The organism is Amycolatopsis sp. Hca4 (assembly GCF_013364075.1).
Lineage (GTDB): Bacteria > Actinomycetota > Actinomycetes > Mycobacteriales > Pseudonocardiaceae > Amycolatopsis.
Genome location: NZ_CP054925.1, coordinates 492,003 through 518,795, shown reverse-complemented (window position 1 = coordinate 518,795; position 26,793 = coordinate 492,003). Strand labels below are relative to the sequence as shown.

The following is a 26,793-nucleotide window of genomic DNA, read 5'->3' as shown; positions in this document are numbered from 1 at the left end:
GCCGTCAGTTGATCTGGGCGCTTTCGCGCACCATCCGCAGCAGGTCTTCGCCGTCCATCTCGTCCAGCGAGCTGCCGCCGTCCGGGCGGGCGTCGCCGTCTTCGTCGCTCCCCTCGCCGTCCTCGGCCAGCCGGGTCAGCATGTCCAGCAGACCGGACCGGCGGAGCCGGGCCGGCGGGATCGCCGCCAGCAGCTCCTGGTAGCGCGCCGCCTCGGCGCCGCCCTCCCCGGCCGGGCCACCCGCCGGGAACAGTTCGGCCAGCAGGAACCGGGCCAGCACCGCCGGGCTGGGCTGGTCGAAGACCAGCGAGGCCGGCAGGGCCAGGCCGGTGGCGCCGACCAGTGCCTTGCGCAGCTCGACCGCGGTGAGCGAGTCGACGCCCAGTTCGGAGAACGGCCGGTCGGGCGGGATGGCCGCCGGGCCGGCGTGGCCGAGGACGCGGGCCGCCGCGGCGCGGACCAGCTTGACCAGTTCGCGCTCGCGTTCGGCGGCGGGCGCGGCGGCCAGGCGGTCACGCAGTTCGGCCACCCGGTCCGCGGCGGGTTCCGCGGCGGCCGCCGTGGTCAGCGCGGTCCGGACCTCGGGCAGGTCGCCCAGCAGCGGGCTGGGCCGCTGCACGGTGAACCGGGGCGCGAAGGTGGCCCAGTCCACGTCGGCCACGGTCAGCAGGGTCTCGTCGTCGTCCAGGGCCTGCTGCAGCGCGGCCACGGCGTACGCGGGACGCATCGGGGTGATCCCCATGCTCCGGAGGACGTCGAGGTCGGCCGAACCGGCGAGCATCCCCGCCTCGGCCCAGGCGCCCCAGGCCACCGACGTGGCCGGGAGGCCGTCGGCGCGGCGGGACTGGGCGAGCGCGTCCAGGTAGGTGTTGGCGGCGCAGTAGCCGGGCTGGCTGTGGCTGCCCCAGACCGCGGCGATCGAGGAGAACAGCACGAAGGCGTCCAGCTCGGCGTCGCGGGTCAGGTCGGCCAGGTGCCGGGCCGCGGTGACCTTGGCCCGCAGGGTGGTGTCGAGGCCGTCCGGGCCGAGTTCGGCGATGGGCTGGTGGTCGGCCACGCCGGTGGCGTGGAACACCGCCCGCAGCGGGTACTGCTCGCCGATGTCGGCGAGCAGCGCGGCCAGCTGCTCCTTTTCGGCCACGTCGCAGGCGGCCACGGTGACCCGGGCGCCGTGCGCGGCCAGTTCCGCCCGCAGCTCGTCCGCGCCCGGGGCGGCCGGGCCCCGGCGGCTGGCCAGGACGAGGTGTTCGGCACCGTTCTTCGCGGCCCAGCGGGCGATGGTGGCTCCGAGGCCGCCGGTGCCGCCGGTGATCAGCACGGTGCCGCGCGGCCGCCACCGGCGCCGGGCGCTGCCCGGGGTGCGGCGGGCGCGGACCACCCGGCGGGCGTAGCTGCCGGACTCGCGGACGGCGACCTGGTCTTCGCCGCCGGCCCCGGACAGGGTCGCGGCCAGCCGGCGGGCGGTCCGCTCGTCCAGCTCGGCCGGCAGATCGACGAGGCCGCCCCACTGCCGCGGGTACTCGAGCGCGGCCGCGCGCCCGAGGCCCCAGAGCGTCGCCTGGAGCGGGTGGGGCACCGGCTCGCCGTCTTCGACGCCGACCGCGCCGGAGGTGGCGCACCACACGGGAGCGGTGCTCCCCCGGCCGGCCAGTGCCTGGAGCAGCTCGGCCGTGCCGGCCAGCCCGGCGGGCACCGAGCCGGAACCGGTCTGTTCGGCGACCCCGAGCAGGGACAGCACCCCGGCGATCGGTTCGTCCACCGCCAGCTGGTCCACTGTGGACCTCAGGACGGTCAGGCCCTGGCCGGTCAGGGCGGTTTCGACGCTGTCGACCCACCCGCGGTGGGCCGGGTCGCCGGGTTCGACGAGCAGCCAGGTGCCCGGTCGCACCTCCTCCGGTTCGGGCAGCGGGGTCCAGGTGGTGCGGTAGCGCCAGGGGTCGACCACGCTCTGTTCGCGCGAGCGGGTCCGCCACGAGGCGAGGGCCGGCAGGACGGTGTCCAGGGAGGCGTCGTCGAGGCCCAGTTCGCCGGCCAGGGTCCGGCTGTCCTCGCGTTCGACCGCGGCCCAGAACTCGTCGTCCACCGGGTCGGCCTGGGTGGCTGCCGCCTTCGGGATCGGCCAGTAGGTCTGGTGCTGGAACGGGTAGGTGGGCAACGTGGCCCGGCGCGGCTCGAGCGGGGTGAAGAAGGCGTCCCAGTCGACGCCGACGCCTTGGACGTGCAGTCCGGCCAGGGCGCGGAGCAGGGTTTCGGTCTCGGGTTTGTCCTTGCGCAGCGCCGGAATGCCGGTGGCCTCGGCCAGGTCGGCTGTGTGCGTGGTGAGGGTGGCGTCGGGGCCGAGTTCCAGGAAGGTGCGGACGCCTTCGCCGTGGAGGGTGTTCAGGCCGTCGGCGAAGCGCACGGTGTCGCGGACGTGCCGGACCCAGTAGTCGATGCTGCCTTGATCGCTGAATTCACCGGTCACATTGGAGACCACCGGGATGGTGGGTTCGTGGAACGTCATGCCGTCCAGGGCCCTGGCGAACTCGGCCAGCATGGGCTCCATCAGGCCGGAGTGGAAGGCGTGGGACACCGGCAATCGCTTGGCCCGGTCCGCCTCGATCCGGTCGATCGCTTCCTCGGTGCCCGACAGCACGACTGCGTTCGGGCCGTTGACGGCAGCGATCGACACGTCGGTCCACTGCCGTGCTTCTTCCTCGGTCGCCCGCACCGCCAGCATCGCCCCACCCGCCGGCAGGGCCTGCATCAACCGGCCACGCGCAGCCACCAGCGCACACGCGTCCGCCAGGGAGAACACCCCAGCCACGTAGGCGGCCGTGATCTCACCGATGGAGTGCCCGGCCACGTAATCGGGCTTGATGCCCCAGGACTCGACGAGCCGGAACAACGCCACCTCGACCGCGAACAACGCCGGCTGGGTGTACTCGGTCCGGTCCAGCCCCTCCCCGGACCACATCACCTCACGCAGGTTCTCGATCTCCAGCTCGGCCAGCACCTCGTCCAGGGCCACGGCGAACACCGGATACCGGCCGTAGAGCTCACGGCCCATCCCGGCGCGCTGGGCACCTTGGCCGGAGAACAGGACGGCCAGCTTGCCCCGGACCCGCGCACCGCTGACTACCTCCGCGTGCACGCCGTCGGCGGCCCAGGACCGCAGGTTCGCCACGGCGTGGGCGTCGGCCAGCACCACGGCCCGGTGGTCGAAGGCGGCCCGGGTCGTGGCCAGGGCCCAGCCGACGTCGACGGTGTCCTGGTCGCCGAGGCCCTCGGCCAGGGCGCGAGCCTGGTCACGCACGGCTTCCGGGGTGCGGCCGGACAGCACCCACGGCACCGGCACGGCGTCCCGGACCACCGCCGGCGTGGCCGGCGCGGGCTCGGGTGCCTCGATGATCGTGTGCGCGTTGGTCCCGCTGATGCCGAACGACGAGATCCCGGCCCGGCGGGGGCGGTCCACCTCGGGCCAGTTCCGGCTTTCGCTGAGGAGCGAGACCGCTCCGGACGCCCAGTCGACGTGCGAGGACGGGTCGCCCGAGTGCAGCGACCGCGGGAGCACGCCGTGGCGCATGGCCATGACCATCTTGATGATGCCCGCGACCCCGGCCGCGGCCTGGGTGTGGCCGATGTTCGACTTCACGGAACCCAGCCACAGCGGGGTTTCCCGGTCCTGGCCGTAAGTGGCCAGGAGTGCTTGGGCCTCGATCGGGTCACCCAGTGTGGTGCCCGTGCCGTGGCCCTCCACCACGTCGATGTCCTGAGTGGACAGACCGGCCGAGGCCAGCGCCTGGCGGATCACCCGCTGCTGCGACGGACCGTTCGGCGCCGTCAGGCCGTTGGACGCGCCGTCCTGGTTGATGGCACTGCCCCGCACCACGGCCAGCACCTCGTGGCCGTTGCGGCGCGCGTCGGACAGGCGTTCGAGCACCAGCATCCCGGCGCCTTCGGACCAGCCGACGCCGTCGGCGCCGTCACCGTAGGACTTGCACCGGCCGTCCTCGGACAACCCTCGCTGCCGGGAGAACTGGATGAACGTGTTCGGCGTCGCCATCACGGTCACCCCACCGGCCAAGGCCAGCGAGCATTCACCGGCCCGCAGGGCCTGGACGGCCCAGTGCAGGGCGACCAGGGACGACGAGCAGGCGGTGTCGACGCTGACCGCGGGTCCCTCCAGGCCCAGCGTGTAGGAGACTCGGCCGGACAGCACGCTGGGGGCGCTGCCCATCCCCTGGTAGGCCTCGAATTCACTGCCCTGCAGCAGTTTGGCGTAGTCGCTGTACATCACGCCGGCGAAGACGCCGGTGTCGCTGCCGCGCAGGGAGATCGGGTCGATACCGGCCCGCTCGAGCGCTTCCCACGACGTCTCCAGCAACTGGCGTTGCTGCGAGTCCGTCGCCATCGCTTCGCGGGGAGACATCCCGAAGAACTCGGCGTCGAATTCCCCGGCTTCGTGCAGGAAGCCACCGCGCTTGGTGTAGGACGTGCCGGTGTGCTCGGGATCCGGGTGGTACAGCCCTTCCAGGTCCCAGCCACGGCCGGTGGGGAATTCGGTGATCGCGTCCACCCCGTCGGCCACCAGCCGCCACAAGTCTTCCGGCGAGCGCACGCCTCCGGGGTAGCGGCACCCCATGCCGACGATGACGATCGGGTCGTCGCTCACCGGCCGCGGCACGGCGGTGACCGGGACGGACTGGCCGGCACCGGCACCCAGCCGTTCAAGCAGGTATTCGGTCAGTGCGCCGATGGTCGGGTAGTCGAAGACCAACGTCGTCGGGAGCCGCAGTTCCGTGGCCGCGTCCAAGCCGTTGCGCAGTTCGACCGCCGTCAGGGAGTCGAAACCCAGTTCCTGGAACGTCTTCTCCGCGTCGAACACCGTCCCGGTCGCGTGACCGAGGACGGCCGCGACCCGGCCGCCGATCACCTCGGCCACGGCCTCGGCCTGCTCGGCCGGGGTCAGCGCGGCCAGGCGCCGGGTCAGGTCGGCCGTGCCGGGCGCGCCGGCCCGGGAGACCCGGCGACGGACGCCGCCGGCGACGTCCCGCAGGACGCCGGGCAGCACCGCCCGCTCGCGCAGCGCGGCCACGTCCAGTCCGGTCGCCACGATCCGGCCGTCGACGGTCAGGGCCGCGTCGAGCAGAGCCAGCGCGCGGTCGGCGGGCAGCGGCGGCACCCCGGCGCGGGCCATCCGCTCGCGGTCAGCCTCCGACAGCTCACCCACCAGACCGTCGGCCAGCGCCCACGGACCCCACGCCACCGACAACGTCGGACACCCATCGGCCGTCCGGACCTCGGCCAGCGCGTCCAGGAACGAATTCGCCGCGGCGTAATTGCCCTGGCCCGCGGTGCCGAGCACGCCGGCCACCGAGGAGAACAACACCAGCCGCGTGTCCGGGTGCCGTTCGAGAGCACGGTGCAGGTGCCAGGCGGCGTCGACCTTCGGCGCGAGGACGGTGTCGAGCGACTCCGGCGTCAGCGAACCGACCACTCCGTCGGCCAGCACCCCGGCCGCGTGGATCACCAGCTCCAGACCGTGTTCGACGGCGACGGCGTCGACCAGCGCCGACACCGAATCCGCGTCACTCACGTCGCAGGTGCGCACCTCGACCGGACCGTCCGCTTCGGACAGCCAGTCCGCGGTGCCCCGGCGGCTGGCCAGCACCACCCGCTCGGCGCCCCGCTCCAGCAGGTGCCGGGTCAGCACCCGGCCGACCCCGCCGGTGCCGCCGGTGATCAGCACGGTCCCGGAACAGGTCCAGGAGCACACCGCGGTGGCCCGGTGCAGCCGGGGCGCCAGCACGGCGTCGCCGGTCACGCGCAGCTCGGACTCGTCGCAGGTCAAGGCTTCGATGAGGAGGTCCGCCCCGGGGCACCGGCCAGGTCCAGCAGGGCGAACCGGCCGGGGTTTTCCGCGAGCGCGCTGCGGACCAGGCCCCAGGCGGCCGCGGTCCGCACGCCGGCTTCCCGGGTCAGCAGCACGAGCCGTGAACCGGCGAAGGCCTCCTCGGCCAGCCAGTGCTGGACCAGGTCCAGCACCTCGGCGGTCAGGGTGTGCACGTCTGCGGGAACGTCACCCGCCGGTGGCGCGACCTCGGCCAGCACGACCCGGGGCACGTCCGTGACGGCCAGCGCGGCCAGATCGGGCGCGGTCTGCACGGGCAGCCCCGCGCCGAGCAGGACGTCGGCGACGTCCTCGGCGCCGACGACGGCCACGCGGGACAGGCCGGTCCGGGACGTGACGGCGACGGGCGTCCAGCCGACGTCGTACAGGCCGTCCCGGCCCGCGGCGACCGGTGCGGTGCCGGCCGAGCGCAGGGTCAGCGAACCCACGGTCACCACCGGCACGCCGTCGTGATCGGTGGCGGCGAGAGCGATCGTGTCCTCGCCCGAACGGGTCAGCCGGACCCGCAGCCGGGTGGCGCCGGTGGCGTGCAGTGCGACGTCGCGCCAGGCGAACGGCACGACCGCCCCGCCGGGCTCTCCGGACCGCAGGTAGCGGATGCCGTGCAGGGCGGCGTCCAGCACGGCCGGGTGCACGCCGAAGCCGTCGGCCTCCGCGTCCAGGGCGACCTCGGCGAACCACTCGTTCCCGGTGCCCTTCCAGACCGCCTCGACGCCGCGGAACCCGGGCCCGTAGGCCAGGCCCAGCGCTTCGAGATCGGCGTAGAAGGTGTCGATGTCGACCGGGGTCGCCGCCGGGGGCCAGGTTTCCAGGCCGGTGGCCCCGGTCGCGGCGACGCCGGGCCGGAGGGTGCCGGTGGCGTGCTGGATCCAGTCGTGGTCCGAGCCGGACCGGGAGTGGACGGCGAGGCCGCGGGTGCCGTCGGCCTGCTCGGCCGCCACCCGTACCTGGACCTGGACCGGCTCGCGGGCCGGCAGCACGAGCGGCGCGAGCAGGGTGAGCTCGTCGAGCCGGCCGCAGCCGGCCTCGTCGCCGGCCCGGATGGCCAGCTCCACGAACCCGGTGCCCGGGAACAGCACCTGCCCGTTGACGACGTGCTCGGCCAGCCACGGCTGGGTGCGCACGGACAGGGAACCGGTGAGCACCACCCCGGAGGCGTCGGCCATGGCGACCGCGGCGCCCAGCAGCGGGTGCCCGGTCGCGGCCAGGCCGAACCCGGTCGCGTCACCGGCGTTGGCCCGCGCCTTCGGCCAGAACACCCGGTGCTGGAAGGGGTAGGTGGGCAGGTCGACCCGCCGCGGCTGAAGCGGCGCGAAGAAGGCGTCCCAGTCGATGGCGGCGCCCTGGATGTACAGCAGTGACAGGGCCCGGACGAGGGAGTCGTTTTCGAGCTTGTCCTTGCGCAGCAACGGGATCCCGGTGACATCGGCCAGCTCGGCCACATGGGTGGTCAAGGTGGCGTCGGGGCCGAGCTCCAGGAAGGTCCGGACGCCTTCGCCGTGGAGGGTGTTCAGGCCATCAGCGAACCGCACGGTGTCGCGGACGTGCCGGACCCAGTACTCGATGCTGCCCTGATCGGTGAATTCACCGGTCACGTTCGAGACCACCGGGATGGTGGGTTCGTGGAACGTCATGCCGTCCAGGGCCCTGGCGAACTCGGCCAGCATGGGCTCCATCAGGCCGGAGTGGAACGCGTGGGACACCGGCAGCCGCCTGGCCCGATCCACCTCGATCCGGCTGATCGCCTCCTCGGTGCCCGACAGCACGACCGCGTTCGGACCGTTGACCGCCGCAATCGACACCTCAGTCCACTGCCGCGCCTCCTCCTCCGTGGCCCGCACCGCCAGCATCGCCCCACCCGGCGGCAGGGCCTGCATCAACCGGCCACGCGCAGCCACCAGGGAGCACGCGTCGGCCAGCGACAGCACGCCCGCAACATGCGCCGCGGTGATCTCGCCGATGCTGTGCCCCGCCACGTAATCAGGCTTGATGCCCCAGGACTCGGCGAGCCGGAATAGGGCCGTCTCGACGGCGAACAGTGCCGGCTGGGTGTACTCGGTCCGGTCCAAACCCTCCCCGGACCACATCACCTCACGCAGGTTCTCGATCTCCAGCTCGGCCAGCACCTCGTCCAAGGCCTCGGCGAACACCGGATACCGGGCATAGAGCTCACGGCCCATCCCGGCGCGCTGGGCACCTTGACCCGAGAACAGGATCGCCAGCTTGCCCCGCACCCGAGTACCGGACAGGACATCTCCGTTCCGGAGGGCGGACAACGCCGTCTCGGTGTCGGAAGCCAGCACCACCGCGCGGTGGTCGAAGCCGGAGCGTGTCCGGGCCAGCGACCAGGCCACGTCCGCCGCCGGCTCGCCGGCGACCCGCTCCGGCAGGGCGGCGGCCTGAGCCGTCAAGGCGTCTGGGGACTTGGCCGACAGCACCCACGGCACCAGCACGCCTTCCGGCCTGGCCTCGACGACCGGGGCCGGCTCGTCCGGCTGCTCGAGGATGGTGTGGGCGTTGGTGCCGCTGATCCCGAACGACGAGATCGCCGCCCGGCGCGGACGCTGCACCTCCGGCCAGTCCTGAGCTTCGGTCAGCAGGCTCACCGCACCCGAGTCCCAGTCCACATGCGACGACGGCTCGTCCACATGCAACGTCCGCGGCAACACACCGTGCCGCATGGCCATGACCATCTTGATGATCCCGGCCACCCCGGCCGCGGCTTGAGTGTGGCCGATGTTGGACTTCACCGAACCCAGCCACAGCGGGGTTTCCCGGTCCTGACCGTAGGTGGCCAGCAGTGCCTGGGCCTCGATCGGATCACCCAGCTTCGTGCCGGTACCATGCCCTTCCACCACGTCGATGTCCTGAGTGGACAGACCAGCGGAAGCCAGGGCCTGCCGGATCACCCGCTGCTGCGACGGACCGTTCGGCGCCGTCAAACCGTTCGACGCACCGTCCTGGTTCACCGCGGAACCGCGCACGACCGCCAGCACCTCGTGGCCGTGGCGGCGCGCGTCGGACAGCCGCTCCACGACCAGCATGCCGACGCCTTCGGCCCAGCCGGTGCCGTCGGCCCCGTCGGCGTAGGCCTTGCACCGCCCGTCGACGGCCAGACCGCCCTGCCGCGAAAACTCCACGAAGAGGGCGGGGCTGGACAGGATCGTGGCGCCGCCGGTGAGCGCGAGCGAGCACTCGCCGCTGCGCAGGGCCTGGACCGCCCAGTGCAGCGCGACCAGCGACGACGAGCACGCGGTGTCGACCGTGACCGCGGGGCCTTCCAGGCCCAGCGTGTAGGCCAAGCGGCCGGACATCACGCTCGGGGTGTTGCCGGTCAGGGTCAGCCCTTCGGCCTCGGCCGAGCCGGCCGACAACGCGGAGTACCCGCTGGAGGACGCGCCGATGAAGACACCGGCCGGGGTACCGCGCAGCGTCGCCGGGTTGATCCCGGACCGCTCCAAGGCCTCCCACGCCGTCTCCAGCAGCTGCCGCTGCTGGGGGTCCATGGCCAGCGCCTCGCGCGGGGCGATGCCGAAGAACTCGGCGTCGAACCCGGCCACGTCGGTGAGGAAGCCGCCGCGGTGCGTGTCGCTGTGGCCCGGTCCGTCGCCGGTCAGCGCGGTCAGGTCCCAGCCGCGGTCTTCGGGGAATTCGGCGATGGCGTCGCCGCCGGAGGCGACCAGCTGCCAGAGGTCTTCGGGCGAGCGGACGCCGTGGGGGAAGCGGCAGGCCATGCCGACGATGACGATCGGGTCGTCGTCGCGCACGGTCGTGCCCGGCACCGCCACGGTGGTCTCGGCCTGCGGGTCGAGCTGGTCCAGCAGGTGCGTGGCGAGCTGCTCGGGGGTCGGGTGGTCGAACACCAGCGTCGACGACAACCGCAGGCCCGTCGCCTGGCCGAGCCGGTTGCGCAGCTCGACCGCCGTCAGCGAGTCGAAGCCCAGCTCCCGGAACTCCCGCTCCGAGCCCACTTCCGACGCGTCGGCGTGGCCCAGCACCAACGCCGCCTGCGTACCGATCAACGCCAGTACCCGTTCCCGCTGCTGCACCGGCGTCAGAGGCGCCAGCTCCGCCGCGAAGCCACCATCGCCCGCGGCGGCCGCACCAGCCGCCGGACGCCGAACCGGCCGCGCCGGGCCGGCCAACGCCCGCAGCATGGCCGGTACCTCGGCCCGGGCCCGCAGCGCGGCGGCGTCGAAGCCGGTGGCCACGACGTGTGCGGCGTCCGTGGCGATGGCGGCGTCGAACAGGGCCAGGCCGTCGGCGTGGCTCAGCGGCGGGAACCCGGTGCGCCGCATCCGGGCCACGTCCTGCTCGGACAGCGAGGCGGTCATGCCGCCGGTCGGCGCCCAGCCACCCCAGGCGATCGACAGCCCGGGCCGGCCTTCGGCCCGGCGCTGTTCCACCAGCGCGTCGAGGAAGGTGTTGCCGGCGGCGTAATTGGACTGCCCTGCCGTGCCCAAGACCCCGGCGATGGAGGAGAACACCACCAGCGGGGCGTCCGGCACGGCCTGGTGGAGGTTCCAGGCGGCGTCGACCTTGGCCGCCAGCACCCGGTCCAGCCGCTCCGGGGTCATCGACTCCACGAGACCGTCGTCCAGCACGCCGGCCGAGTGCACCACCGCCGACAGCGGGGCCAGCTCGTCGACCAGCGCCGCCGTCGCCGCGGCGTCGGTCAGGTCACAGGCGCGAACCTCGACCCGTGCGCCGGCCGACTCCAGCTCGGCCACCAGCTCGCCGATGCCCTCGGCGGCCGGGCCGCGACGGCTGGTCAGCACGAGATGGGCGAAGCCCTGCTCGATCAGGTGCCGGGCCACCAGGCGGCCCAAGCCACCCGTGCCACCGGTGATCACCACCGGCCGGGTGGCGTCCCACGCTTGCGGCATGGTGAAGACGATCTTGCCGACGTGCTTGGCCTGGCTCATCCACCGCATCGCCTCCGGCGCCCGCCGGACGTCGAAGGTGCGGGCGGGCAGGGCCTGCACGATCCCGTCGTCGACGAGGGCCAGGAGCTGGCGCAGCAGTTCCTGCGTGCGGTCGGGTCCGGCGTCGATGATGTCGAAGGCCCGGTAGCCCGGCACGCCGGTGCGGATGTCGGTCTTGCCCATCTCGGCGAACCGGCCACCGTCAGCGAGCAGCCGCAGCGACGCGTCCGTGAATTCACCGGCCAGCGAATTCAGCACCACGTCCATGCCGTGACCACCGGACACCGCGCGGAACCGCTCCTCGAACTCCAGCGTCCGCGACGACGCGATGTGGTCGTCAGCGATCCCGAGCTCCCGCAGCACCGGCCACTTCGCTTCACTGGCCGTGGCGAAAACCTCCGCGCCCAGCCAGCGGGCGACCTGGATCGCCGCCATGCCGACCCCGCCGGCACCGGCGTGGATCAGCACGCGCTCGCCGGCGCGGAGGCCGGCGATGTCCTGGAGGCCGTACAGCGCGGTCAGGTAGGCCACCGGCGCGCCGGCCGCGTCCACATCGGACCAGCGGGACGGCACCGGGGCGAGGAACCGTTCGTCGACGACGGCGAACGGGCCGAAGCCGCCGCCGATGCGACCGAGCACGCGGTCGCCGATCCGCAGGTCGGCCGCCTCGGGCCCGAGCTCGGTGACCACGCCCATCGCTTCGGCGCCGAGCAGGCCGGCGTCGCCCGGGTACATGCCCAGCGCGTTGAGCACGTCCCGGAAGTTGAGCCCGGCCGCGCGCACCGCGACCCGGACCTGACGGCCGGTCAGGTCCGCTTCGGCTGCATCGCAGGGTTCCAGCGCGAGGCCGTCCAGGCTGCCCTGCGCGACCATGCCGAGCCGCCAGCCCGCGCTGTCCGGCACGGCCAGGGCCGGCCGCACCGCGGTCAGGCCGCCGGTCAGCACGGCGCCGTCACGCAGCCGCACCTCGCTCTCGCCGCCGGCCAGCGCCTCGACGAGCAGCGCACCGTCCAGCTCGGCCGCCGGGTCGAGGTCCAGCAGCCCGAACCGGTCCGGGTGTTCCGCACGCGCACTGCGGATCAGGCCGAGCACCGGCGCGGTCACCACCTCGGCACCGCGGGTCAGCACGACCAGCCGCGAACCGGCGAACGCCTCGCCGGCCAGCCACTGCTGGACCCAGGCCAGCACCGTCCGGCTCGCCGCGTGCGCCCCGGCCACCACGTCCGCATCCTCCGGCGCCCGGGCCAGGACGATCCGCGGCACCTCGTGCGCCGCCAGTGAAGCCAGGTCGTCGCTCGTGACGACGTCCAGTCCAGTCTGCCGCAAGGCCGCGGCGACGTCTTCGGCGCCGAGGACGGCCACCCGGGACAGCCCGGTGCGCGCCGTCGCGGTCGACGGGCTCCACCGCACCTCGAACAGGCCGTCCACCGCGGCCGCCGAAGGCTCGGCGGCCCGCAGCGTCAATCCGCCGACGCTGAGCACCGGCGTGCCCGCCGGGTCCACCGCCGACAACGTCACCGTGTCGTCGGCCGTGCGCAGCAGGCGCACCCGCAGCGCGGTGGCGCCACTGGCGTGCAGAGTCACGTCCTGCCAGGCGAACGGCAGCACCGGGCCCCGGGCGGCGCCCCCGACACCGGTGAACCCGATGGCGTGCAACGCCGAGTCCAGCAACACCGGGTGCAGCCCGAAGCCGGTGGCCTCGCCGTCCAGGGCCACCTCGGCGAACCATTCGTCGTCGCCGCCCTGCCAGACGGCGGTGAGGCCCTGGAAGCGCGGGCCGTAGTGCAGGCCGAGCCGGGCCAGGCCGGCGTAGAAGTCCTCGGTGTCCGCGGGCCGCGCGCCCGGCGGCGGCCAGGTGGTCAGACCGGTGGTGTCCGGCTCGGCCGCGTCGCCGCTGACCAGGCCGGTGGCGTGCTGGGTCCAGGCGCCGCCCTCGGTGCGGGAGTGCACGCCGAGCGTGCGGCGGCCCCGGGCGTCCGGCTCGCCGACGCGGACCTGGACCTGCACGCCGTCCTGGGCGGGCAGGACCAGCGGGGCCAGCAGGGTCAGCTCCTCGACCCGGCCGCAGCCCACCTCGTCCCCGGCCCGCACCGCCAGCTCCACGAACCCGGTACCCGGGAACAGGACCCGGTCGCCGACCACGTGGTCGGCCAGCCACGGGTGGGAGTGCAGCGAGAGGCGTCCGGTGAGGAGCACGTCTTCGGAACCGGCCACGGTGAGGATCGCGCCGAGCAGCGGGTGCCCGGTGACTTCCTGGCCGAGACCGGACGCGTCCCCGGCCACCGCCCGGGTGGCGGGCCAGTAGGTGCGGTGCTGGAAGGCGTAGGTGGGCAGCGTGGCCCGGCGCGGCTCGAGCGGCGCGAAGAAGGCGTCCCAGTCGATGTCGATGCCCTGGACGTGGAGAGCTCCCAGAGCGCGGAGAAGGGTCTCGTTTTCGGGCTTGTCCTTGCGCAGCGCCGGGATCCCGGTGACGCCGTCCAGGCTGGCCGTGTGCGTGGTGAGGGTGGCGTCGGGGCCGAGTTCCAGGAAGGTCCGGACGCCTTCGCCGTGGAGGGTGTTCAGGCCGTCGGCGAAGCGCACGGTGTCGCGGACGTGCCGGACCCAGTAGTCGATGCTGCCTTGATCGCTGATCTCGCCGGTCACGTTCGAGACCACCGGGATGGCAGCCTCGTGGAAGGTGATCCCGTCCAGGGCGCGGGCGAACTCGGCCAGCATGGGTTCCATCAGGGTGGAGTGGAACGCGTGGGACACCGGCAGTCGCTTGGCGCGGTCCGCCTCGATCCGGTCGATCGCCTCTTCCGTGCCGGACAGTACGACTGCGTTCGGGCCGTTGACGGCCGCAATCGACACCTCAGTCCACTGCCGCGCCTCCTCCTCGGTCGCCCGCACCGCCAGCATCGCCCCGCCGGAGGGGAGCGCCTGCATCAACCGGCCGCGAGCCGCCACCAACGCACACGCGTCGGCCAGGGACAGCACACCCGCAACATGCGCCGCGGTGATCTCGCCGATGGAGTGCCCCGCCACGTAATCGGGCTTGATGCCCCAGGATTCGGCGAGCCGGAACAGCGCGACTTCGATCGCGAACAGTGTCGGCTGGGTGTACTCGGTCCGGTCCAGCCCCTCCCCGGACCACATGATTTCACGCAGGTTCTCGATGCCCAGCTCGGCCAGTACCTCGTCGAGAGCCTGCGCGAACACCGGATACCGGGCATAGAGCTCACGGCCCATGCCCGCGCGCTGCGCACCCTGACCCGAGAACAAGATCGCCAGCTTGCCCCGCACCCGGGCACCGGACAGGACATCCCCGTTCCGCAAGGCGGACAACGCCGTCTCGCTGTCCGGCGCCAAGACCACCGCACGGTGCTCGAAGGCCGTCCGCGAGGTGGCCAGCGACCAGGCGACGTCGACCGTGTCCTGGTCGCCGATGCCCTCGGCCAGGGTCCGGGCCTGGGCGTCCAGGGCCTCCGGCGTGCGGCCGGACAGCACCCACGGCACCAGCACGTCGTCCCGGACCACCGCCGGTGTGGCCGGCGCGGGCTCGGGTGCCTCGATGATCGTGTGCGCGTTGGTGCCACTGATGCCGAACGACGAGATCCCGGCCCGGCGCGGACGCCCGGCTTCAGGCCAGTCGCGCGCCTCGGTCAGCAGGCTCACCGCGCCGGCGTCCCAGTCCACGTGCGAGGACGGCGCGTCCGCGTGGAGCGACCGCGGCAGGACGCCGTGACGCATGGCCATGACCATCTTGATCACACCGGCCACCCCGGCCGCGGCCTGGGTGTGCCCGATGTTGGACTTCAGCGAACCCAGCCACAGCGGCGATTCGCGGTCCTGGCCGTAGGTGGCCAGCAGTGCCTGAGCCTCGATCGGGTCACCCAGCGTGGTCCCCGTGCCGTGCCCTTCCACCACGTCGATGTCCCGCGTGGACAGACCAGCCGACGCCAGCGCCTGGCGGATCACCCGCTGCTGCGACGGACCGTTCGGCGCGGTCAAGCCGTTCGAGGCGCCGTCCTGGTTCACCGCGGAACCGCGGATGATGGCCAGGACTTCGTGGCCGTTGCGGCGCGCGTCGGACAGCCTCTCCAGCACCAGCATCCCGGCGCCTTCGGACCAGCCGACCCCATCCGCGCCGTCACCGTAGGACTTGCACCGGCCATCCTCCGACAGCCCTCGCTGCCGCGAGAACTGGATGAACGTGTTCGGCGTCGCCATCACCGTCACCCCACCGGCCAAAGCCAGCGAGCACTCCCCCGCCCGCAGCGCCTGCACCGCCCAGTGCAACGCCACCAGGGACGACGAACACGCCGTGTCGACGCTCACCGCCGGACCTTCCAGCCCCAGCGTGTAGGACACCCGGCCGGACAGCACGCTCGGCGCGCTGCCCATCCCCTGGTACGCCTCGAACTCGCTGCCCTGCAGCAACTTGCCGTAGTCGCTGTACATCACCCCGGCGAACACACCCGTGTCACTGCCCCGCAGCGAAACCGGGTCGATACCGGCCCGCTCCAACGCCTCCCACGACGTCTCCAGCAACTGACGCTGCTGCGAATCCGTCGCCATCGCCTCCCGCGGGGACATCCCGAAGAACTCAGCGTCGAACTCTCCCGCCTCGTGCAGGAACCCACCGCGCTTGGTGTACGAAGTACCGGCGTGCTCGGGATCGGGGTCGTAGATCGAATCCAGGTCCCAGCCACGACCGGCGGGGAACTCCGTGATCGCGTCCACTCCGTCGGCCACCAGCCGCCACAGCTCCTCCGGCGAACGCACCCCTCCGGGGTAACGGCACCCCATGCCGACGATGACGACCGGGTCGTCGCTCACCGGCCGGATGATCTCGGCGACCTGCGCCGCCTGCCCGGCACCGCCGCCCAGCCGCTCGAGCAGGTATTCGGTCAACGCCCCGATGGTGGGGTAGTCGAACACCAGCGTCGTCGGGAGCCGCAAGTCCGTGGCCGCGTCCAAGCCGTTGCGCAGCTCCACCGCCGTCAACGAGTCGAAACCCAGCTCCTGGAACGTCTTCTCCGCGTCGAACACGGCCGAACCGGCGTGCCCGAGCACCGCGGCCACCCGGCCCCGGACGACCTCGGCGACCAGGCCGGCCTGTTCGGCGGGTGGGCGGCCGGCGAGGCGGGACGCCAGCGCACCGGACCCCGGGACCGGGCCGCGAGCGGAGACCCGGCGGCGCGGGCCGCCGGCCAGGTCGCGCAGCACACCGGGCACGGACGGCCGCTCGCGCAACGCGGGCAGGTCGAGTCCGGTGGCGATCACCCGGCCGGTCGCGCCGATGACCGCGTCGAACAGGCTCAGGCCCTGAGCTTCGGTCAGCGGCGGCACCCCGGCCCGGGCCATCCGCTCCCGATCGGCCTCCGACAGCTCACCCACCAGGCCGTCGGCCAGCGCCCACGGACCCCACGCCACCGACAACGTCGGACACCCATCGGCCGTCCGCACCTCCGCCAGCGCGTCCAGGAACGAATTCGCCGCGGCGTAATTGCCCTGGCCCGCCGCGCCCAGCACACCGGCCACCGAAGAAAACAGCACCAACCGCGTGTCCGGGTGCCGCTCCAAGGCCCGGTGCAGGTGCCAGGCCGCGTCGACCTTCGGCGCGAACACGGCAGCGAACGAGTCCGGCGTCAGCGAACCCACCACACCGTCGGCCAGCACACCGGCCGCGTGGATCACCAGCTCGAGACCGTGTTCCCCGGCCACCGCGTCGACCAACGCCGACACCGAATCCGCGTCACTGACATCGCACGCCCGCGCCTCGACCCGATCACCCAGCTCGGACAGCCAGTCCGCGGCGCCCCGGCGGCTGGCCAGCACCACCCGCTCGGCACCCCGCTCCAACAGGTGCCGCGTCAGCACCCGGCCTACGCCGCCGGTGCCGCCGGTGATCAGCACGGTTCCCGTGCCGGTCCACGGGCTTTCGCCGGCGGTCCGGCGCAGCCGCGGCGATTCGACGGTCCCGGCCGTCAGCCGGGTCTCCGCCTCACCGCAGGTGAGCGCCTCGAGCAGCGACCGGCCCTCCGGTTCGCCGGCCAGGTCCAGCAGGGCGAACCGGTCCGGGTTTTCGGTGCGGGCGCTGCGGACCAGCCCCCGCACCGCGGCTGCGGCCGGCCCGTCGTCGCGGGTGACGAAGACCAGCCGCGAACCGGCGCAGGCGTCCTCGGCCAGCCACGCCTGCACGAGCGCGAGCACGTCGGCAGCGGCCCGGCGAGCGGCGGCGGCCGGGTCGTCGAGGCCGGTGGGCGGGACGGTGGCCAGCACCACCCGCGGCACCTCGGCGGTCGGCCCGCCGCTCAGATCGACCGGCGCGGCGGCGGACTCCACCTCGACCCCGGCCCCGCTGAGCAGTTCGGCCACGCCGAACGGGTCGGCGCCCAGCACCGCCACCCGGGACAGGCCCGTGCGGCTGGTGGCCGGAACCGGCGCCCACTCGAGGCGGAGCAGCTCCGCTCCGGCCCGGGCCGCTTGCGGCCCGGTGCCGATGGCCCGCAACGAAAGCGCGCCCACCGTCAGCACGGGTGCGCCGTCCTGGTCGGCCGCCGCGAGGGTCAGCGTGTCCTCGGCCTGGCGGGTCAGGCGGACCCGGAGCCGGGTGGCGCCCTCGGCGTGCAGGGAGACGTCCCGCCAGGCGAACGGCACCCGGGCGCCGCCGCCGTCGCCGCCATAACGGAGACTGTGCAGGGCCGCGTCCAGCAGGGCCGGGTGCAGCCCGAACCCCTCGGTGCCGGCGTCCAGGACGACCTCGGCGAACCACTCGTCCGGGCCGCCTCGCCAGACGGCTTCGAGGCCCCGGAACAGCGGCCCGTAGGTCAGGCCCAGGTCGGCCAGCTCGGCGTAGCAGGCGGCGATGTCGACCGGTGTCCCCGGCGGCGGCCACGTCTGGAGGCCGGTGCGGTCCGGCTCGGCGGGGGTGGCGCTCAGGACACCGGTGGCGTGCTGGGTCCAGCCGGCCTGCTCGGTGCGGGCGTGCACGGTGAGCGTGCGCCGCCCCCGGTCGTCGGCCTCGGTCACCCAGACCTGCAGCTGCACGGCGGCGCGCTCGGGGATCGCCAGCGGGGTGAGCAGGGTCAGCTCGTCGAGCCGGCCGCAGCCGACCTCGTCGCCGGCCCGGATGGCCAGCTCCACGAACCCGGTGCCTGGGAACAGCACCTGCCCGTTGACGACGTGCTCGGCCAGCCACGGGTGGGTGCGCAGGGAAAGGCTGCCGGTCAGCACCGCGTCGAGACCGGCTCCGTCGGCCCGGACCGCGGCGGCGGCCAGCAGCGGGTGCTGGGTGGGCGTGAGGCCCAGGCCGGCCGCGTCCGCGCGGGCCGGCCGCGGCGTCGGCCAGAACGCCCGGTGCTGGAACGGGTAGGTGGGCAGGTCGACCCGCCGCGGCCGGAGCGGCGCGAAGAAGGCGTCCCAGTCGACCGCAGCACCCTGGATGTGCAGCCGCGACAACGCCCGGAGCAGGGATTCGTCCTCGGGCTTGTCCTTGCGCAGCGCCGGGATCCCGGTGACGCCGCCGAGGGTGGCGGTGTGGGTGGTCAGGGTGCTGTCCGGCCCGAGTTCCAGGAACGTGCGGACACCCGCGCCGTGCAGGGTGTTCAGGCCGTCGGCGAACCGCACGGTGTCGCGGACGTGCCGGACCCAGTACTCGATGCTGCCCTGGTCGCTGAACCCACCGGTCACATTGGACACCACGGGCATCGTGGGCTCATGGAACGTGATCCCGTCCAGTGCCCGCGCGAACTCCGCCAGCATGGGTTCCATCAGGCTGGAGTGGAACGCGTGCGACACCGGCAGCCGCTTCGCGCGTTCGATCTCGAGGGCGTCGATCGACTTCGCCGGCCCGGCCAGCACCACGGCCTCGGGGCCGTTGACCGCCGCGATGGACAGGTCCGTACCTTCGATCCACGCGCGGGCTTCGGCCTCGGTGGCCGGGACCGCCAGCATCGCCCCGCCGTCCGGCAGCGCCTGCATCAACCGGCCGCGGGCGGCCACCAGCGAGCAGGCGTCCGCCAGTGAGAACACACCCGCCACGTGGGCCGCCGTGATTTCCCCGATGCTGTGCCCGGCGACGTAGTCGGGCTTGACGCCCCAGGACTCCACCAGCCGGAACAACGCCACCTCGACGGCGAACAGCGCCGGCTGGGTGTACTCGGTCCGGTCCAGGCCGTCGCCGGACCGCATGATCTCGCGCAGGTTCTCGATGCCCAGCTCGGCCAGGACCTCGTCCAGGGCCGCCGCGAACACCGGGTGGCGCGCGTACAGCTCGCGGCCCATCCCCGCGCGCTGGGCGCCTTGGCCGGAAAACAGGACGGCCAGCTTGCCGCGACCGCGAGTGCCGGACAGAACTTCTCCGTCGCGCAAGGACGACAGCGCGGTTTCGGTGTCGGGAGCCAGGACCACCGCACGGTGTTCGAAGGCCGTCCGGGTGGCGGCCAAGGACCAGCCGACGTCCACGCTGTCGTGGCCACCGGCTCGCTCCAGCAGGGCTGCCGCCTGGGCCTGCAGCGCGTCCGGCGACTTCGCCGAGAGCAGCCACGGAACGAGCGTGGCCTCGCGTTCCGGCCTGGCCGGAGTCTCAGCGGGCACGCTCTCGAGAATGGTGTGGGCGTTGGTGCCGCTGATCCCGAACGACGAGATCGCCGCCCGGCGCGGACGCTGCACCTCCGGCCAGTCCCGGGCCTCGGTCAGCAGGCTCACCGCACCCGAGTCCCAGTCCACATGCGACGACGGCGCGTCCACATGCAACGTCCGCGGCAACACGCCATGACGCATCGCCATGACCATCTTGATGATCCCGGCCACCCCGGCCGCGGCCTGAGTGTGCCCGATGTTCGACTTCACCGAACCCAGCCACAACGGGGTTTCCCGGTCCTGACCGTACGTGGCCAGCAGTGCTTGAGCCTCGATCGGATCACCCAGCTTCGTGCCGGTACCGTGCCCTTCCACCACATCGATGTCCTCAGTGGACAGACCAGCGGAAGCCAGGGCCTGCCGGATCACCCGCTGCTGCGACGGACCGTTCGGCGCCGTCAAGCCATTGGACGCACCGTCCTGGTTGACGGCGCTGCCGCGGACGGCCGCGAGCACCTGGTGGCCGTGACGCCGTGCGTCGGACAGCCGCTCGACCACGAGGACACCGACGCCCTCGGCCCAGCCGGTGCCGTCGGCCCCGTCGGCGTAGGCCTTGCACCGCCCGTCGACGGCCAGACCGCCCTGCCGCGAAAACTCCACGAACAACGACGGTCCGGAAAGGATGGTGGCGCCGCCGACCACGGCCAGCGAGCACTCGCCCTGCCGCAGCGACTGCGCGGCCAGGTGCAGCGCGACCAGCGACGACGAGCACGCCGTGTCCACCGTGACCGCCGGGCCCTCCAGCCCCAGCGTGTAAGCCAGCCGGCCGGACATCACGCTCGGGGTGTTGCCGGTCAGGGTCAGCCCTTCGGCCTCGGCCGAGCCGGCCGACAACGCGGAATAGCCGCTGGCCGAGGAGCCGATGAACACGCCGGCGGCGCTCCCGCGCAGCGCGGCCGGGTCGATCCCCGACCGTTCCAGGGCTTCCCAGGTCGTCTCGAGCAGGTGCCGCTGCTGGGGATCCATGGCCAGGGCCTCGCGCGGGGCGATACCGAAGAACTCGGCGTCGAACCCGGCCACGTCGCGGAGAAAGCCGCCGGAACCGGTGGCGCTGCTGCCGGTGTCCCCGCCGAGCAGCGTTTCCAGATCCCAGCCGCGGTCGTCGGGGAAGGGCGTGGTGGTTTCGCGGCCCTCGGCCACGACGTCCCACAGCTGTTCGGGGGTGGTGATGCCGTCCGGGAACCGGCAGGCCATGCCGACGATGACGATCGGGTCGTCGTCCGCGGCCACCGTCCCGGTGACGACCGGGGTCTCGGCCGCCTGCGGGTCGAGCTGGTCCAGCAGGTGCGTGGCGAGCTGTTCAGGGGTCGGATGGTCGAACACCAGCGTCGACGACAACCGCAGGCCCGTGGCCTGGCCGAGCCGGTTGCGCAGCTCGACCGCGGTCAAGGAGTCGAAGCCGAGTTCGCGGAATTCCCGTTCGGAGCCGACTTCGGACGCGTCGGCGTGGCCCAGCACCAGTGCGGCCTGCGCACCGATCAACGCGAGCACCCGTTCCCGCTGCTGCACCGGCGTCAGCCCGGCCAGCTCCCCGGCGAGGCCACCCTTGTCCGCACCGGACGCCGCGGCCGCCGAACGGCGGACCGGGCGAGCCGGCCCCGCCAACGCCCGCAGCATCGGCGGCACCTCGGCCCGGGCGCGCACCGCGGCACCGTCGAACCCCGTCGCGACCACGGCCGCCAGGTCCAAGGTCAGCGCCTTGTCGAACAGGGCCAGGCCGTCGGCGTGGCTCAGCGGCGGGAACCCGGTCCGCCGCATCCGGGCCACGTCCCGTTCCGACAGCGACGCCGTCATGCCGCCGGTCGGCTCCCAGCCACCCCAGGCGATCGACAACCCGGGCAGCCCTTCGGCCCGCCGCTGCTCCATCAAGGCGTCCAGGAACGCGTTGCCGGCCGCGTAGTTCGCCTGCCCCGCCGTCCCCAGCACCCCGGCGATGGAGGAGAACACCACCAGGGGCGTGGCACCGATCGCGCGGTGCAGGTTCCACGCCGCGTCGACCTTGGCCGCCAGCACCCGGTCCAGCCGCTCCGCGGTCATCGACTCCACCAGGCCGTCGTCCAGCACCCCGGCCGAATGCACGACACCCGAGAGCGGCCCGAGCTCGTCGACCAGCGCCGCCGTCGCCGCGGCGTCGGTCAGGTCGCACGCACGGACCTCGACCCGCGCGCCGGCCGACTCCAGCTCGGCCACCAGCTCGCCGATGCCCTCGGCAGCCGGACCACGACGGCTCGTCAGCACCAGGTGCCCGAAACCCCGCTCGATCAGGTGCCGGGCCACCAGCCGGCCCAGACCACCCGTGCCACCGGTGATCACCACCGGCCTGACGGGGTCCCACGCCTGGGGGATGGTGAAGACGATCTTGCCGACGTGCCTGGCCTGGCTCATCCACCGCATCGCCTCCGGCGCCCGCCGCACGTCGAACGTGCGGACCGGCAGCGCGGTGGCGGCGCCCTGCTCCACCAGGGCCGTCAGCTGGCGCAACAGCTCCTGCGTGCGGTCCGGCCCGGCCTCCACGATGTCGAAGGCCCGGTAACCCGGCACGCCGGTGCGGATGTCGGTCTTGCCCATCTCGGCGAACCGGCCACCCTCGGCCAGCAACCGCAGCGACGCATCGGTGAACTCACCGGCCAGCGAGTTCAGCACCACGTCCATGCCGTGACCACCGGACACCGCGCGGAACCGCTCCTCGAACTCCAGCGTCCGCGACGACGCGATGTGATCGTCAGCGACTCCGAGCTCCCGCAGCACCGGCCACTTCGCTTCACTGGCCGTGGCGAAAACCTCCGCCCCGAGCCACTTCGCCACCTGGATCGCCGCCATGCCGACCCCGCCGGCACCGGCGTGGATCAGCACGCGCTCGCCGGGCCGGACGGCGGCCACGTCGAGCAGGCCGTACAGCGCGGTCACGTAGACCACCGGGGCACCCGCGCCCTCGGCGTCCGACCACGCGGCGGGCACCGGGACCAGGTAACGCTCGTCGACGACGGCGAACGGGCCGACACCGCCGGCGAAGCGGCCCATGACCCGATCGCCCACGGTCACGCCGGTCACCTCGGCGCCGGCCTCGGCGACCACCCCCATCGCCTCGGCGCCCAGCGGGCCGGCGTCCCCCGGGTACATGCCCAGGACGGTCAGCACGTCCCGGAAGTTCAGCCCGGCCGCGCGCACCGCGACCCGGACCTCGCGCGGGCCCAGCTCAGCCTGGTCGGCGTCGCACGGCTCCAGCGCAAGGCCGTCGACGGAACCCTGCTGCACCATGGTGAGCCGCCACGCGGGCGTGCCCGGCAGCGGCAGGCCGGCGTCCACCCCGTGCAGCGCACCGGTGAGCACGACGCCATCACGCAGCCGCAGCTCACTGGAGTTACTGCCCAGGGCAGCGACCAGCAGGGCACCGTCCACCTCGGCCGCCGGATCGAGGTCCAGCAACCCGAATCGCTCCGGGTGTTCCGCACGCGCACTGCGCACCAGGCCGAGCACCGGTGCCGACACCACGTCCGCACCCCGGGTCAGCACGACCAGCCGCGAACCGGCGAACGCCGCCTCGGCCAGCCACCGCCGCACCAGGTCCAGCACCGCCCGGCTCGCCGCGTGCGCCCCGGCCACGACGTCGGCGCCGTCCGGCGCCGGCACCCGGGCCAGCACGACCCGCGGCACCTCCGGTCCCGCCAGCGCGTCCAGGTCGTCGGCCGCGGTGACCGCCACCCCGGTGGTTCGCAGAGCCGCGGCGACGTCTTCGGCACCGAGCACGGCCACCCGGGACACCCCGGTGCGGGCGGTCCCGGTCAGCGGGCTCCAGCGCACCTCGAACAGACCGTCGGCCGCGGGCGCCGACAGGTCGGCGGCCCGCAGGGTCAACCCGCCGACGCTGATGACCGGCGCACCCGCCGGGTCCACCGCCGAGAGCGTCACGCTGTCGTCGGCGGTGCGCACCAGCCGCACCCGCAGGGCGGTGGCGCCACTGGCGTGCAGGCTCACGTCCTGCCAGGCGAACGGCAGCGCGGGACCGCGCGCGTCGCCGCCGGCTCCGGTGAGACCGATGGCGTGCAACGCCGAGTCCAGCAACGCCGGGTGCACGCCGAAACCGTCCGTGCCGGTCTCCGCCGGCAGGGTGACCTCGGCGAACCACTCGCCCGCACTCCCCTGCCAGGCCGCCTGCACGCCGTGGAAAACCGGGCCGTAGTGCAGGCCGCGGCCGGCCAGTCCGGCGTAGAAGTCCGTCACCTCGGCCGGGCGCGCGCCGGTCGGCGGCCAGACCGCGAACGGGGCGGGGTCCGGCTCGGCCGCGTCCGCCGCGAGGGTGCCGGCGGCGTGCTGCGTCCACTCGCCGCCTTCGACGCGGGAGTACACGGTGATCGTGCGGCGGCCGTCGGCGGCGGCCGCGTCCACCCGGACCTGCACCTGCACGCCGTCCTGGGCGGGCAGGACCAGCGGGGCCAGCAGGGTCAGCTCCTCAACCCGGCCGCAGCCCACCTCGTCCCCGGCCCGCACCGCCAGCTCCACGAACCCGGTACCCGGGAACAGGACCCGGTCGCCGACCACGTGGTCGGCCAGCCACGGGTGCGAATGCCGGGACAGCCGCCCGGTCAGCACGACACCGGAGGCGTCGGCCATCGGGACGGCCGCGGCCAGCAACGGGTGCCCGGTGACCTGCTGCCCCAGGCCCGAGGCGTCACCGACCACGGCCCGGGTCGCCGGCCAGTAGGTGCGGTGCTGGAAGGCGTAGGTGGGCAGGTCCGCCCGGCGCGGCTCGAGCGGGGCGAACAACGCCGCCCAGTCCACGGCCACCCCGTGCAGGTGCAGCTGGGCCGCGGCCCCGACGAAGGAGTCGGCTTCGGGCTTGTCCGTGCGCAGCGCGGGAATCGCCACGACGCCGTCGAGCACCGCCGTGTGCGTGGTGAGCGTGGCGTCCGGGCCCAGTTCCAGGAAGGTGCGGGTGTCGTGGTCGTAGAGACAGCGCAGGGTGTCGGCGAAGCGGACGGTCCCGCGCACGTGCCGCACCCAGTAGCCGGCGTCGAACTGCGTCTCGAACCGGCCGCTGAGGTTGGAGACCACGGGGATCTCCGGCCGGTGGAACTCCATCCCCTCCAGGACCCGGGCGAACTCGGCCAGCATCGGGTCCATCAGGCCGGAGTGGAACGCGTGCGAAACCGGCAGCCGCTTGGCCCGGCGGCCTTCGGCCAGGGCCAGCACGTCGGCTTCCGGCCCGGCGAGCACGACGGCGTCGGGCCCGTTGATGGCCGCGATGGCCACCCGGGTGCCCTTGATCCAGTCGGCGGCCTCGGCTTCGGTGGCCTGCACGGCCAGCATCGCGCCACCCGCGGGCAGGGCCTGCATCAACCGGCCTCGCGCCGCCACCAGCCGGCACGCGTCGGGCAGCGACAGCACCCCGGCCACGTGGGCCGCCGAGATCTCGCCGATGCTGTGCCCGGCCACGTAGTCCGGCCGCACGCCCCACGACTCGGCCAGCCGGAACAGCGCCACCTCGACGGCGAACAGCGCCGGCTGGGTGTATTCGGTCCGGTCCAGGCCGTCGCCGGACCACATCGCCTCACGCAGCCCCGCGATGTCCAGAGTGGACAGGATTTCGTCCAGCGCCGCCGAGAACACCGCGAACCGCTCGGCCAGCTCACGGCCCATCCCGGCCCGCTGGGCACCCTGCCCCGAGAACACCATCGCGACCTTGCCGCGGTTGAGGACCCCGGCGCTGACGTCGGGGTGCGCGCCCTCGGCCAGCCAGGTGCGCAACGCCTCGGCGCCGCTCTCGCGGTCCTCGGCCAGGACCACGGCGCGGTGCTCGAAGGCGGAGCGGGAAGAGACGAGGGACCAGCCGACGTCGACCGCGTCGACGTCGAGGGTGGCCAGCCGGTCGGCGAGGACGGCGGCCTGGCCGCGCAACGCCTCGGCGGTGCGGCCGGCCAGCAGCCACGGCACCCGCACCGGCTCGCGGGCGGGTGCGGGCGCCGGCTCCTCGGCCGCTTCGGCCTGCTCGATGATCGTGTGCGCGTTGGTGCCGCTGATCCCGAACGACGAAACGGCGGCCCGGCGGGGGCGGTCCACCGCGGGCCAGTCCCGCGTCTCGGTGAGCAGGTGCACCGCGCCGGCGTCCCAGTCCACGTGGGACGACGGCGCGTCGACGTGCAGGGTGCGCGGGAGCACCCCGTGCCGCATGGCCAGCACCATCTTGATCACGCCGGCCACCCCGGCCGCGGCCTGGGTGTGCCCGATGTTCGACTTCAGCGAGCCCAGCCACAGCGGCGTTTCCCGCCCTTGGCCGTAGGTCGCGAGCAGCGCTTGGGCTTCGATCGGGTCGCCCAGCGTGGTGCCGGTGCCGTGGCCTTCCACCACGTCGATGTCGTGCGTGGACAGACCGGCGGACGCCAGCGCCTGGCGGATCACCCGCTGCTGCGAAGGACCGTTCGGGGCGGTGAGGCCGTTGGACGCGCCGTCCTGGTTGATGGCACTGCCCCGCACCACGGCCAGGACTTCGTGGCCGTTGCGGCGAGCGTCGGACAGGCGTTCCAGCACCAGCACGCCGACGCCTTCGCCCCAGCCGACGCCGTCGGCGGACTCCGCGTAGGACTTGCAGCGGCCGTCCGCGGACAGGCCCCGCTGCCGGGAGAAGTCGAGGAAGGTGCGCGGGGTGGACATCACGGTGACACCGCCGGCCAGGGCCAGCGAGCACTCGTCGTTGCGCAGCGCCTGGGCCGCGATGTGCAGGGCGACCAGCGAAGACGAGCAGGCCGTGTCCACGCTGACCGAGGGCCCTTCCAGGCCCAGGGTGTAGGACACGCGGCCGGAGAGCACGCTGGGCGCGCTGCCGGTGCCCTGGTAGCCCTCGTACTCGCTGCCGCCGATCAGGCGGTTGTAGTCGTTGTACATGACGCCGGCGAACACGCCGGTGCGGCTGCCGCGCAGGGAGACCGGGTCGATGCCGGCCCGCTCCAGCGCTTCCCACGACGTCTCCAGCAGCTGGCGTTGCTGGGAGTCGGTGGCCAGTGCCTCGCGCGGGGACATGCCGAAGAAGCCGGCGTCGAACTCGCCCGCCTCGTGCAGGAAGCCGCCGGACCGGGTGTAGGTCTTGCCGGGCTGTTCCGGGTCCGGGTCGTACATGCCCTCGACGTCCCAGCCGCGGTTGGCCGGGAAGTCGGAGATGGCGTCCACGCCGTCGGCGACCAGCCGCCACAGGTCTTCGGGCGAACGCACCCCGCCGGGGTAGCGGCAGCCCATGCCGACGATCGCGATCGGCTCGCGGTCGCGGTTCTCCAGCTCCCGGACCCGCTGCTGCGCCTGCCGGAGGTCGACAGTCACGCGCCTCAGGTACTCGACAACCTTGTCCTGCTGCTCCTGCAT

The 26,793-nt window shown here is 73.6% G+C and carries 2 protein-coding genes; both read right to left on the bottom strand.

Going from position 1 to position 26,793, the window contains the following annotated elements:
- Positions 1–4 precede the first annotated feature (4 nt).
- Positions 5–5,833, bottom strand: coding sequence for a type I polyketide synthase (locus HUT10_RS02095; protein ID WP_176169610.1), 5,829 nt, complete (start codon positions 5,831–5,833; stop codon positions 5–7).
- Positions 5,830–26,793, bottom strand: a complete 20,964-nt coding sequence (locus HUT10_RS50350; RefSeq protein WP_254896621.1) for a type I polyketide synthase — start codon at positions 26,791–26,793, stop codon at positions 5,830–5,832. The genes HUT10_RS02095 and HUT10_RS50350 overlap by 4 nt, the downstream gene beginning before the upstream one ends.

What these genes read in the sequence shown, in the direction of transcription:
- HUT10_RS50350 (WP_254896621.1), bottom strand. Translation starts at nt 26,793, where the DNA reads ATGCAGGAGCAGCAGGACAAGGTTGTCGAGTACCTGAGGCGCGTGACT.